Here is a 12,649-nt window from a genome sequence, read left to right as displayed (position 1 = left end):
GGAGGGACGGGATCAGTGCTCGAGGATTTTCGAGAGGAAGTCCTGTGCGCGCGGGGATTCGGGGCTCGTGAAGAACTGCTGGGGGCTCGCCGCCTCGACGATCTCGCCCTCGGCCATGAAGAGCACCCGGTCGGCCGCCTTGCGGGCGAAGCCCATCTCGTGGGTGACGACGATCATCGTCATGCCGTCTTTGGCGAGCCCGACCATCACATCCAGCACCTCGTTGATCATCTCGGGGTCCAGGGCGCTGGTCGGCTCGTCCATGAGGATGAGCTTGGGTGACATGGCGAGGGAGCGCGCAATGGCGACGCGCTGCTGCTGGCCGCCGGAGAGCTGGGCGGGCATCTTGCCCGCCTGGTCGGCGACGCCGACCCGGTCGAGCAGCTCCATGGCCCGCTCCACGGCCTGCTTCTTCGGAATGCGCTTGACCCGCATGGGCGCCAGGGTGAGGTTCTCGAGCACGGACTTGTGGGCGAACAGGTTGAAGGACTGAAAGACCATGCCGACGTCGGCGCGCAGCTTCGCGAGCGCTGCGCCCTCCTCGGGCAGCCGCTCCCCGTCGATCGTGATCGAGCCGCTGTCGATGGTCTCGAGACGGTTGATCGCCCGGCACAGCGTGGACTTGCCCGACCCGCTCGGTCCGATGACGACGACGACCTCGCCGCGATTGACGGTGGTGGTGATGTCCTTCAGAACATGCAGCTCGCCGAAGTGCTTGTTCACGTGATCGACGACCACGAGGGGTTCCCCGCGCCCCACCGTGATGTTCGACGTGCGCGGCGACGCTTGGTTCTCCGGCATGTGCCCACAATAGGGGGCATGCCGTCGAGGGCGCAGCCGACGAGCCGTGACGGTTACGGGATCGTGACCGGGCGCCGTTCCGCGTCTCGGGAGCCGCTCCGGCACGCACGCGGCGCTTCTGTGCCCGTCAGGCGCGCTGCGCGAAAGCCGATTCGTAGAGGCACACGGATGCCGCTGTCGCCAGGTTCATCGACTCGGCGCTGCCGTAGATGGGAACGCTCACAGCCCGGTCGGCAAGCGAGAGCTTGTCATCGGGCAGTCCGCGCGCCTCGTTGCCGAAGATCCATGCGGTGGGCGCCGCCAGCAGCCCCTCGCCGCGCACCTCGAGCAGGTCGTCGCCCTTGATGTCGGCGGCCAGTAACTGCATGCCGATGCCCCGGGCACGCTCCCTCACGTCGGTGAGCTCGACGTCGACGGCGATGGGGAGGTGGAAGATCGAGCCCGTCGAGGAGCGCACCACCTTGGGGTTGTAGAGGTCGACGCTGCGGCCGGTGAGGATGACCGCATCGGCGCCCGCGGCATCCGCAGCCCGCACGATGGTGCCGAGGTTTCCCGGATCGCGCACCTCCTCGAGCACGGCGATGAGACGCGGTCCGGCCGAGAAGATGTCTTTGATCGAGGTCGGGAACTGGTGGCAGACGGCGACGAAGCCCTGCGGGGTGACCGTGTCGGACATGGCCTCGAGCACGTGCTCGGTCACGTATTCGACGTCGACACCAGCGCGGCCGGCCGCCTGGGCGATCTCGGGGTAGCGCTCCCAGGCGCTCGGGGTGGCGTAGAGCTCGACGAGAAGCTGCGGGCGATAGGCGAGGGCCTCGGAGACGGCCTGCGGGCCCTCGAGGAGGAAGAGCCCGCTCTCGACGCGGGAGTGCTTCTTGGCGAGCTTGGCGACGGCACGCACTCGCGGCGAGCGCGGATTCTCCAGCATGCCATCAGCCTATCGAGCCGGGGATGACGAAAGGCCCGGTCACCGAAGTGACCGGGCCATTCGCGGTGCTGTGGATTACGCGACGGTCGGGGAGCCGAAGTGCGCCGCACTGAGCCCGCGAGCCGCGACGTGACTACGCTGCGGTACGGGGAGCCGAAGTGCGCCGCACTGAGCGCACCATACGCGACGTACTTACGCGGCGGTACGGGGAGCCGAAGTGTCTTCGGGAAGCGCAGCCTTGGCGCTCGCGACGATCGCGGCGAAGGTCGCGGGCTCGGAGACGGCGAGCTCGGCGAGGATGCGGCGGTCGACCTCGATGCCGGCCAGGTTCAGGCCCTGGATGAGGCGGTTGTAGGTGAGGCCGTTCGCGCGGGCAGCGGCGTTGATGCGCTGGATCCACAGGCGACGGAAGTCACCCTTGCGAGCGCGACGGTCGGCGTAGGAGTAGACCAGCGAGTGGGTGACCTGCTCCTTGGCCTTGCGGTAGAGGCGCGAACGCTGACCGCGGTAGCCCTCGGCGCGCTCGAGGATGACCCGGCGCTTCTTGTGGGCGTTGACCGCCCTCTTTACTCTTGCCATTTCTCTATCTTCCTAACGGGTCTTGCGGCTCAGCGGCCGAGAAGCTTCTTGACGACCTTGGTGTCTGCCTTCGACAGCACCTGGTCCTGGTTGAGGCGGCGGGTGCGCACGGAGGACTTGCCCTCGAGGTTGTGACGCATCCCGGCCTGCTGCTTCTTGATCTTTCCGCTGCCGGTGATCTTGAAGCGCTTCTTGGACCCGGAGTGGGTCTTCTGCTTAGGCATTGTTTTCCTCCTGCTTGGCTGCCGCCTTGTTGGCGGCACGATGTGCGTTGGCCTCGCCCTTGACCTCGCTCTTGTTCTTGAGCGGGCCGATGACCATGACCATGTTTCGACCGTCGATGGTCGGGCTGGACTCCACGGAGCCGAACTCGGCGACATCTTCGGCAAATCTCTGGAGCAAGCGCACGCCCTGGTCGGGACGGGACTGCTCACGGCCGCGGAACAGGATCATTGCCTTGACCTTGTCGCCGGCCTTGAGGAAGCCCTCGGCGCGCTTGCGCTTGGTTTCGTAGTCGTGCTTGTCGATCTTCAGGCGGAAGCGAACCTCTTTGAGGATCGTGTTCGCCTGGTTGCGCCGGGCCTCCTTGGCCTTCTGCGCCGCTTCGTACTTGAACTTGCCGTAGTCCATGATCTTGGCGACGGGCGGCTTGGAGTTGGGTGCAACCTCCACGAGGTCGAGGTCGGCTTCCTGCGCCAGGCGCAGGGCGACCTCGATCTTGACGATGCCGACCTGTTCACCAGCGGGTCCGACGAGGCGCACCTCGGGAACACGGATGCGGTCGTTTGTACGGGGATCGGTGATGCGAGTCTCCTCTACTCATTGCTTCGCTCTGCCCGGTGACGGATGCCGCCGGGCGACGAGAGAGGAAATCCACGCATCGCGCATCCGTTTTCACGCACGCGACTCATGCGGCACCCTGTCTACCTCCACGGTTTTCACGTGGCAGGCGGAGTGCAATCGACCCGGTAACCTAATGAAGCGGTCAAGCGCGGGTGGGAGAATCTCCACTTTCGTACTGAGGCATACGCCTCAGAGCCCGCATGAGTCTACCAGAGGTTTATCGTGAGTCACAGTTCAGCCGCCGACCGCCCCTTCGATGCGCCGCAGGACGCCCGCGACAGCGCGTTCGACGAAGCGATCGCCACGTCTGAGGGCGGCCTCGACGATGAGTTCGACGCCGCCGGCGAGAAGGCGGATGCCGCCCAGGCGGCGCGCGACATCGCCGAGGTGCCCGCCGTCGAGGTCATCACGACCGCCGCGGTGCACCTCATGAGTGCGGCGGCCGTGAAGGTCGGGCTCGCCGACGACCCCGACTCGCAGACCGACCTCGACGAGGCCCGCAAGCTCATCACCGCGTTGGCCGGACTCATCACGGCCGGCTCTCCTGAGATCAGCGACATGCACGCCCGCAGCCTGCGCGACGGCCTGCGCTCGCTGCAGCTCGCGTTCCGCGAGGCTTCCCCCATCCCCGACGCCATCGGCCAGGGCCCGGGCGAGAAGTGGACCGGCCCGGTCACCTGAGCGAGCCGCCGCGCCCGCGCCGGCATCCGCTTTGCGCCACTTCGGCGGCGCTTGCGCCCGTTGTTGTGGCGCAACGGCCGTCGAAGTGGCGCAACGGCAAGTGGGGTCGAGCGTCGAGCGGGCGGGGGGGCGGGCGGGCGGCAGTGGCGCTCAGGTCTGGCAGCGCGGACACCAGTAGGTGACGCGCTCCTGCCCCTCGACCCGGCCGAGCTCGCCCTGCTCGATGCGCGTGCCGCACCGCCGGCAGGGCTCGCCGCCACGGCCGTAGACCCACAGGCGCTGACCGCGGCGATCCACCCCCGTCGTGACCCGCGCGATGCGGTCGCGATTGGCCGTGATGAGCCGGTGCCCGAGGTCGATGACCTTGGGCAGGTCGGGAACCTCGGCGACGGGGCGCTGCGGCCGCACGCCCCTCAGGAAGCACAGCTCGTTCGCGTAGACGTTCCCGAGGCCGGCGAGGTTGCGCTGGTCGAGCAGGGCGACGTCGATCGGCACCTCGGGGCCGTTCCGGATGCGGCGCTCCGCCTCGGCCGCATCCCAGTCCGTACCGAGAAGGTCGGGTCCGAGGTAGCCGACGGCATCCTCCTCCGCGGAGCGCGCGAGAACCTCGAACAACCCCAGTTCGAAGCCGACAGCCACGGCATCCGCGGTCGTGAGCACGGCGCGCGCCTGGAACGCGGGCCGGTTCCAGCGCTCGCCCGGCGCGAACACCCGCCACGCGCCCTCCATCTTGAGGTGGGAGTGCAGGGTGAACTCCCCGACGCGAATGAGCAGGTGCTTGCCCCGACTCGCCACGGAATCGACGGTCTCGCCCGCGAGGTCGAGCGTCGCGTACCGCGGCACACGGATGTCGGTGCGCGTCAGCACCTCGCCGGCCAGGGCGGCGCGCAGGCGGTTCGCCGCCTGGTAGACGGTGTCACCCTCGGGCACTGAGCCTCAGCCCTCGCGGCGTCTCGCTGAAGCCCGCCGTGCGCAGCGCCACGCCGAGCGGCGTTCCGAGCACGAACAGGCCGTTGACCTGTTCGATTGCCAGACGCCGGATGCGCCCGAGCCCGACGACCGAGGCGAGCGAGCGGGCCGCGGCCTCAAGGGTCGCGGCCTCGTCGGTGAAGGCCAGCACCGTCTTGCCGCCGCGCTCCACGTAGAGCACGAGCGCTCCGTCGACGAGCACCACGAGGGCGCCTGCCTTGCGGCCGGGGCGATGGCCCTCCGGCGGTTCGGGCCAGGGCAGTGCGGCTCCGTAGGCATTGGCGGGATCGGTGGCCGCCAGGGTGAGCACCGTCGGCGCATCGGCGACCGGCTCGTCCCGATCGGCGTAGCCACGTAACCGATCGACGGCGCCGGGCGCGGCGAACTGGGCCGCGCCGAGCGTCTCGACGAAGTATCCGCGTCGCGCTCGACCGGAATCCTCGAAGCCCCGGAGGGTCTTGTAGGCCAGGGCGAATCCGCCCACGACACCCTCGGCCATGACGGCCCCGCGGGTGACGACCCCGTAGCGCTCGAGCAGCATCTCCCCGAGGGCGTGGGCGCGCCGGGTCGCACCCTCGCCGGTGGCCTCGACGAGTTCGGAGGCGGGAAGCACCGACCAGCGGCCGGCCACCGTCGGCGGACCACCCCTCGACGGCACGCTCGGACGCGGCAGAGCGCGACCGCGCATCATCCGGGCGCGTGGCGCTGCCCGCGGAGCCTTGTGCGCGCTGCGGCCGCCGCCGAGCAGCGCGCGGATGGGCGCGAAGGTGTCGTTGGTCACGAGGCCGGCCCAGGCGAGCTCCCACAGCGCGTCGACGAGAGCGGCGTCATCCTGCGAGCCGACGGCATCCGCGAGCTGGCGGAAGAAGTACGCCCCGCCGGTGCCGAGCGTGACGAGCACCTCGCGCTGCAGGGCGTCGGCCTCGAGAGCGTCGCCGACGGGCAGGGTGAGGGCTGCCGAGTCGGCGAGGTGCAGGCTGATCCAGCCGTCGTCTCCCGCCAGGGCGCCGGAACCCGCCCAGAGAACCTCGCCCGTGGCCATGAGCTCGTCGAGCATCGACGGGCTGTAGTCGCTCACGCGCGCGGGCAGCACGAGCGACTCCCAGGCCGAGGCGGGCAGGCGCACGCCCTCGAGCTGCTCGATGACGGATGCGACCCCGTCGACGCCGCGCAACGTGCGGCCGACATGCTGCCACGCGGGCAGGAAGCGGGAGAGCACGATGGGCGGCACCGGCTCGATCTCGTGCCGGAGCGCGGCGAGGGAGCGGCGGCGCAGCTTGCGCAGCACCTCGGCGTCGCACCACTCCGCCGACGTGCCGTGCGGGCGGAACTCGCCCTCGAGAACGCGGCGGTCATCCGCCAGGCGCCGCAGCGCCGCGCGGGCGACGGCGACGCCGACGCCGAGCCGGTCGGCGACATCCTCCGTGGTGAACGGTCCGTGAGTGCGCGCGTAGCGGCTGACCAGGTCGCCGAGCGGATCGGCGACGGTCTCGGCGAAGGCGACGGCCACTCCCGGAGGCACCGGTACGCCGAGCGCGTCCCGCAACCGGCCCACGTCTTCGACGGCGGCCACCCAGGCACGCCCGGCGAAGCTCAGCCGCACCGCCCGTCGCGCGGCGATGAGTTCCTCGATCGCCGATGTAACGGCGGGAGTCACGGCCGAGTCGGAGGCGGGAGCGGGTCCGGAAGCCGAGGCGGCCTCGCCGACCGCGGAGTCGTGAGCCTGGCTGTCCGCGACCTCCGCTACTGCGGCCTCGGCATCGCCGGCCTCCCGCGGACGGAAGCGCGCCGCGATCTCGGCCTCGTCGAGAGGGCCGAGCACGCGTAACAGGTCGGCGACGCCCTCCAGGTCGCGCGCCTTCCGGTCGGGAGCGAGCCGCTGCAACTCCCGCTCGGTCTCCTCGATGACGCCGGGGTCGAGCAGTTCGCGCAGTTCGACCCGCCCGAGCAGCTCACCGAGCAGGCTCGCGTCGATCGCGAGCGCCGCGGCACGGCGCTCGGCGAGCGGCGAGTCGCCCTCGTACATGAACGCGCCCACGTAGCCGAACAGCAGGGCCGACGCGAACGGGCTCGGGGCATCCGTCGTCGTCTCGACGATACGGATGCTGCGGGCGGTGATCTCTTTCACGACCTCGAGCAGCGCCGGAACGTCGTAGACGTCTTGCAGCACCTCGCGCACTGTCTCGAGGATGATCGGGAAGGTCGGGTATTCGCTGGCGACCTCGAGCAGTTGCGCGGCCTTCTGACGCTGCTGCCAGAGGGGCGATCGCTTGCCCGGGTTGTAATGGGGCAGCAGCAGCGCCCGTGCCGCGGACTCGCGGAACCGGCTCGCGAACAGCGCCGAACCGCCGACCTCGTCGGTGATGAGCGGCTCGAGCTCCTCGGCATCGAACACGAACAGGTCGCCGCCCGGCGGCTCCGCGTCGGTGTCGGGGATGCGAACGATGATGCCGTCATCGCTCGCGACGCAGGCTCCGTCGATGCCGTGCCGCTCGCGCACGCGCGCGCCGACGGCGAGGGCCCACGGCTGGTGCACGGGCATGCCGAACGGGGAATGCAGGATGATGCGCCAGTCGCCGAGCTCGTCGCGGGTGCGCTCGACGACGAGGGTGCGATCGGTCGGCAGCGCCCCCGTCGCCTTCAGCTGGTCGCGGAGGAAGGCGATGAGATTGTTCGCGGCACTCTCGTCCAGACCGCCCGCCGTGATGCGCGCGCGAGCGTCGGCATCCGCGGCCGTCGAGATCTCGCGCATGAATCCGCCGAGCGCGCGACCCAGTTCGGCGGGGCGGCCCAGAGCGTCGCCCTTCCAGAACGGCACACGGCCCGGCTGCCCGAAGGCGGGAACGACGTTCACCCGGTCGAAGGTGATCTCCTGAATGCGCCAGCTGGTCGCGCCGAGCGCGAACACGTCGCCGACGCGGGATTCGTAGACCATCTCCTCGTCGAGCTCGCCGACGCGGCGCCCGGTGTTCTCGTCGCCGCCGACGAGGAAGACGCCGAACATGCCGCGATCGGGAATCGTTCCACCGCTCGTGACCGCCAGCCGCTGGGCGCCGGGCCGGCCCGTGAGCGTACCCGCCTCGCGATCCCAGAGCAGGCGCGGACGCAGCTCGGCGAATCGATCGCTCGGAAAGCGGCCGGCGAGCAGGTCGAGGGTCGCCTCGTAGGCCGAGTGCGGCAGCGTGGAGAAGGGGGCGCTGCGGCGCACCGTCGTGAACCATTCCTCGACGTGCAGGGTGTCGACCGCGGCGGCGGCGATGGTCTGCTGGGCGAGGATGTCGAGCGGATTGGCCGGCACCTTGAGCGTCTCGATCTTGCCCGCGAGCATCCGCTCGGCCGCCACGGCGGTGTGCACGAGGTCGGCGCGGTGCTTGGGGAACATGACCCCGCGGCTGGTCTCGCCCACCTGGTGACCGGCGCGCCCCAGCCGCTGCAGTCCGCTCGCGACCGACGGCGGTGACTCCACCTGCACGACGAGGTCGACGGCGCCCATGTCGATGCCGAGTTCGAGGCTCGAGGTGGCCACGACACAGCGCAAGCGGCCGCTCTTCAGGTCGTCCTCGATCTGGGCGCGCTGCTCCTTGCTCACGGAGCCGTGGTGGGCGCGCGCGAGCAACGGCTCGGCGCCCGCGGTCTGCCCCGACTGGCCCATCATCGCGGCGGGGGTTCCGGATGCGGTCGCCGGTGCCGAACCGGACGCTGCGACCAGGCCGGGCGCCCCGACCACGGCGAGCGCCGCATCCGGAGCCTCGAGGCGCTCGACGTAGATCTCGTTGAGGCGGGCGGTGAGGCGCTCGGCGAGGCGACGGGAATTGGCGAACACGATCGACGAGCGGTTCGCGAGAACCTGGTCGACGATCGCCTCTTCGACGTGCGGCCAGATCGAACCGGTGGCGTCGTCGCTGGCGGGCAGTTGCGCCATGTCTTCGACGGGCACCACCACACGCAGGTCGAAGCGTTTCTCGATGGCCGGCGCGACGATCTCGACGGGGGCGCTCGCACACAGGAAGCGCGCCACCTCCTCGGCCGGGCGCACCGTCGCCGAGAGGCCGATGCGCTGCGCCGGCTTGGGAAGCAGGGCGTCGAGACGCTCAAGACTCACGGCGAGGTGCGCTCCGCGCTTGGTGGCGGCCACCGCGTGGATCTCGTCGATGATCACCGTCTCGACCCCGGCAAGCGTCTCGCGCGCCTGCGACGTGAGCATGAGAAACAGCGACTCCGGGGTGGTGATGAGGATGTCGGGCGGAGTCTTCAGCAGCGCCCGCCGGTCGTTCGCGGGAGTGTCGCCTGACCTCACCCCGACGGAGATGTGCGGCGGTTCGACGCCCAGCCGCTCGGCGACGCGGGCGATGCCGGTGAGGGGAGCCCGCAGGTTGCGTTCGACGTCCACGCCGAGCGCCTTTAAGGGCGAGATGTAGAGCACGCGCGTGCCCGTCTGCGCCCCCTCGCCGGTCGACCGCGGCTCGCGGTGCAGCCGGTCGAGCGCCGAGAGGAAGGCCGCGAGGGTCTTGCCCGAGCCGGTCGGCGCGATGACGAGGGCGTGGGATCCGCGTCCGATCGTCGCCCACGCCCCCGCTTGCGCGGAGGTCGGCGCGCTGAAGGCCTCGTCGAACCACGTGCGCGTGGCCGGCGAGAAGCCGTCGAGGGCGGATGCCATGGCTCTATCCTGCCCTGCACCACCGACACATCAGGAGGCCTTGCGCTCGGCCGCCGAGCCCTGTCAGCCGAGCGCTATCAGTCGGCGAGCGCCCTCAGCCGGCGAGCGCTCGGCCGACGGCGTCGACCGTCGCGTCGATGGCGGCCTCATCCGTGGCCCAGTCGCTCACCGAGAACCGCAGCACATCGCGGTCGTGCCAGCGTGACGGGAAGGCCAGAACGAGGCCCTCCCGGTTGAGCCGGGCCGCGACCTCGGCGGCGGTCACCGCACCGTCGAAGGCGATGCAGACCTGCGTGAACACGACGTCGTTCAGCACCCTCACGCCGGGCAGCGCGGCGAGCTTCTCGGCGAGCGCCGCCGCGGCATCCGCCAGCCCGTCGACGAGTCGCACGACTCCGCTGCGACCGAGGGCACGCAGTGCGGCGTACACCGGAACGCCGCGGGCGCGCCGTGACATCTCGGGCACGAGCTCGTACGGGTCGATGCCGTCGCCCGCCCCCGGCAGGTAGGCGGCGTGGGAGCTCAGCGCGCTCACGAGCGTCTCGGGGCGGGCGACGGCCACGATGCCGCAGTCGTAGGGAACGTTGAGGGTCTTGTGCGCGTCGGTCGCCCACGAGTCGGCCCTCTCGAACCCCGCCATCAGCCCGCGGGAGCGCGGAGAGGCGGCCGCCCAGAGTCCGAAGGCGCCGTCGATGTGCACCCATGCGCCCGCGTCGTGCGCGACGTCGATGGCGCGGGCGAAGTCGTCGTAGGCGCCGGAGTGGATGTTGCCCGCCTGCAGGCACACGATCGCCGGTCCGTCGTGGTCGGCGAGGGCGTCCGCGAGCTGGTCGACCCAGATGCGGCCCTCGTCATCGACGCCGACGAGCTCGGGCAGACCGAGGCCCAGGTAGCGCAGCGCCAGGTCGACGGAGATGTGCCGTTCCGCTCCCGCGAAGACCCGGACGATCGGCGCCCCCTGCAGCCCGTCCGTGGCCAGGTCCCACCCGACCCGACGCAGCACGTCGGAGCGTGCGGCCGCGAGTCCGGCGAAGTTCGCCGTGGTCGCGCCGGTCGCGAAGCCGACGGCACCGGATGCCGGCAGGCCGAGCAGCTCTAGCAGCCAATCGCCGGCGATCTCCTCCGCCGCGCTCACGCCAGGGGCGACAACGCGCATGCCGGCGTTCTGGTCCCACGTGCTCACGAGCCAGTCGGCCGCGATCGCCGCTGGGTAGGTGCCGCCGATCACCCACCCGAAGAAGCGGGGCGACTGCATCGCCATGATGCCCGGTTCCACGGCGGCGATGAGCGCCTCGGTCACCTCCGTCGCATCCGTCGACTGCTCGGGCAGCTCGCGTCCCAGGGCGTCCTTGACGGCGTCGATGTCGGCCGAGGGCGGGATCGGTCGATCGGCGACACCCTCGAACCACCGCTCGGCGTACTGCGCCGCGACCGCGAGCGGACCGCGGTACTCCTCAGAGAATGAACCTGCATCCTGCATGCGCCTACCACCTCTCGGGGTGGATTCTTCTCGCAGCCGCATCCCGCGGCAACAGGGATATCCCCCAACCGGTGCCGCCGCGGCCGCCCCTGCCCGAGCGGCCGCAGCCGCAGTCCGTCAGACGGACGCGACGAGTCGCACCTTCAGGCTGTCGACGCCCGTGGCGATGTCGTCGTCGGCCGCCCAGCGCTGCGCCAGTCGGGCGAGCACCGCGTCGAGCTCTCCCCGATCGAGGCCGGCGACGAGTTCGAGTTCGACGACGAGCTCGGGGCCGCTGAGCCGGGCGTCGGGATCGCCCGGCACGAGGCGCACGTCGAGGGCCGCGAGCTCCGTGGCGATGGAGCGCTCGAAGGCCTGGAGGATCGCCGCCGATTCGAAGCTCGGCTGCCACGGCAGCGACTGCGCGATCGCCCAGAGCGCCGGTCGACGCACCGCGAACTCGGTGGCGCTCGTCGGGTCGAGCACGACGAGGTCGGTCTGCTCGCTCGCAGCGGCGAGAGCGACGCGCACCCCGTCGGCGGGCACTGGCCGCGCCTTCGGGTTCCAGGCCGACATCGCCTCGACCGAGCTGAACACGGGCAGCACGTTGCGTCCGTCGGGCCCGGCGACCGTCACGATCGCGAGTTCCTGCGTCTTGTCGGTGCGCAGGCCGGTATGGGCATCGACGCCCTCTCCCCCGCCGCCGAGTTGCGCGACGAGGGGAATGAGCAGCCGCGACTCCCGCAGGGCGTCCACCACCTCGGTTTGACCGACCTCACGCGTACGGAATCGGCGCAGCGCCTCGATCAGTCGGGCCGGGGCGCGCCCGTCATCGCTCGTGTGCGTGTTGGCTTCGAACGCCCTACCGGCCCAGGGCTGCCCGGCGGAGTCGGTGCGGGGAGCGTGCCGGTCGGAGGCAGGGCCGTCGCCGTCAGCGGGATGCGACATCCAGCGCCTCGGAGAGGGTGAAGGCACCGGCGTAGAGCGCCTTGCCCACGATCGCCCCCTCCAGACCGAGCGGAACGAGGTCGCGCAACGCGGCGATGTCATCGAGGCTCGAGATTCCCCCGGATGCGACGACGGGACGCTCGGTGCGCTCCATGATCTGCTTCAGCAGTTCGATGTTCGGGCCGCGCATGGTGCCGTCCTTGGTGACGTCGGTCACGACGTAGCGGGCGCAGCCGGCGTCCTCCAGTCGCTGCAGCACCTCCCAGAGGTCACCGCCGTCGCGGGTCCAGCCGCGAGCCGCAAGAGTCGTGCCGCGCACGTCCATGCCCACCGCGATCGCCTCGCCGTACTTCGCGATGACGCTCGCCGCCCACTCGGGGTTCTCGAGGGCGGCGGTGCCGAGGTTCACGCGCTTGGCGCCCAGGTCGATGGCGGCATCCAGCGACTCGTCGTCACGGATGCCTCCGGAGACCTCGACGTTGACGCCCCGCACCTGGTGCAGCACGCGCTTCAGCACGTCGCGGTTCTCGCCACGGCCGAACGCGGCATCGAGGTCGACGAGGTGGATCCACTGGGCCCCCTGAGCGGCCCAGTCCTCGGCCGCCTCGACGGGATCGCCGTAGTTGGTCTCGGTGCCGGCCTCGCCCTGCGTGAGCCGCACGGCCTTGCCGTCGGCCACATCCACCGCCGGCAGCAGTATGAGGTCGGGGGTCTCGTTGAACTCGCTCATTTCATCCTCGGTTCATGGCGGAAGGGCCCCGCACAAGCTATCGATCCTATGCCG

The 12,649-nt window shown here is 70.7% G+C and carries 11 protein-coding genes; 1 reads left to right on the top strand and 10 read right to left on the bottom strand.

Annotated elements, in window-relative coordinates; genetic code table 11:
• Positions 1-12: 12 nt before the first annotated feature.
• The 5 genes from WDJ51_RS09390 to infC form a co-directional block, all read right to left on the bottom strand.
• Positions 13-801 carry an amino acid ABC transporter ATP-binding protein gene (locus tag WDJ51_RS09390; protein WP_337852188.1) on the bottom strand — a complete coding sequence of 263 codons (789 nt, stop codon included), beginning with the start codon at positions 799-801 and terminating at the stop codon, positions 13-15.
• Between the two features lie 127 nt (positions 802-928).
• Positions 929-1,729 carry a TrmH family RNA methyltransferase gene (locus WDJ51_RS09385; RefSeq protein ID WP_337852187.1) on the bottom strand — a complete coding sequence of 267 codons (801 nt, stop codon included), beginning with the start codon at positions 1,727-1,729 and terminating at the stop codon, positions 929-931.
• 192 nt (positions 1,730-1,921) lie between these two features.
• Positions 1,922-2,308, bottom strand: coding sequence for a 50S ribosomal protein L20 (gene rplT / locus WDJ51_RS09380; RefSeq protein WP_337852186.1), 387 nt, complete (start codon positions 2,306-2,308; stop codon positions 1,922-1,924).
• 29 nt (positions 2,309-2,337) lie between these two features.
• Entirely contained in the window at positions 2,338-2,532 is a 195-nt protein-coding gene (gene rpmI, locus WDJ51_RS09375; protein ID WP_337852185.1) for a 50S ribosomal protein L35, read from the bottom strand.
• Positions 2,525-3,070, bottom strand: coding sequence for a translation initiation factor IF-3 (gene infC, locus WDJ51_RS09370; protein WP_443218475.1), 546 nt, complete (start codon positions 3,068-3,070; stop codon positions 2,525-2,527). The genes rpmI and infC overlap by 8 nt, the downstream gene beginning before the upstream one ends.
• Before the next feature lie 378 nt (positions 3,071-3,448).
• Here infC and WDJ51_RS09365 point away from each other — a divergent pair, with 378 nt between their 5' ends.
• Positions 3,449-3,832: a DUF1844 domain-containing protein gene (locus WDJ51_RS09365; protein WP_337852207.1), complete on the top strand. Its 384-nt coding sequence runs from the start codon at positions 3,449-3,451 to the stop codon at positions 3,830-3,832.
• Between the two features lie 150 nt (positions 3,833-3,982).
• Here WDJ51_RS09365 and WDJ51_RS09360 read toward each other — a convergent pair whose 3' ends face one another.
• The 5 genes from WDJ51_RS09360 to priA form a co-directional block, all read right to left on the bottom strand.
• Positions 3,983-4,762, bottom strand: a complete 780-nt coding sequence (locus WDJ51_RS09360; RefSeq protein WP_337852184.1) for a DNA-formamidopyrimidine glycosylase family protein — start codon at positions 4,760-4,762, stop codon at positions 3,983-3,985.
• Positions 4,749-9,458, bottom strand: a complete 4,710-nt coding sequence (locus tag WDJ51_RS09355; protein ID WP_337852183.1) for an Lhr family ATP-dependent helicase — start codon at positions 9,456-9,458, stop codon at positions 4,749-4,751. Before WDJ51_RS09355 ends, WDJ51_RS09360 begins: the two co-directional genes overlap by 14 nt.
• Positions 9,459-9,552: 94 nt before the next feature.
• Entirely contained in the window at positions 9,553-10,938 is a 1,386-nt protein-coding gene (locus tag WDJ51_RS09350) for a pyridoxal phosphate-dependent decarboxylase family protein (protein ID WP_337852182.1), read from the bottom strand.
• A gap of 117 nt (positions 10,939-11,055) precedes the next feature.
• On the bottom strand, positions 11,056-11,865 hold the full coding sequence (locus WDJ51_RS09345) for an SseB family protein (protein ID WP_337852181.1): 810 nt from the start codon (positions 11,863-11,865) through the stop codon (positions 11,056-11,058).
• Entirely contained in the window at positions 11,849-12,595 is a 747-nt protein-coding gene (gene priA, locus WDJ51_RS09340; RefSeq protein WP_337852180.1) for a bifunctional 1-(5-phosphoribosyl)-5-((5-phosphoribosylamino)methylideneamino)imidazole-4-carboxamide isomerase/phosphoribosylanthranilate isomerase PriA, read from the bottom strand. Before priA ends, WDJ51_RS09345 begins: the two co-directional genes overlap by 17 nt.
• Positions 12,596-12,649: the final 54 nt, after the last annotated feature.

It is taken from the genome of Rathayibacter sp. YIM 133350 (assembly GCF_037404875.1).
GTDB lineage: Bacteria > Actinomycetota > Actinomycetes > Actinomycetales > Microbacteriaceae > Orlajensenia.
The sequence above is the reverse complement of the archived record's forward strand: the minus strand, read 5'-3'. Positions and strand labels throughout refer to the sequence as shown.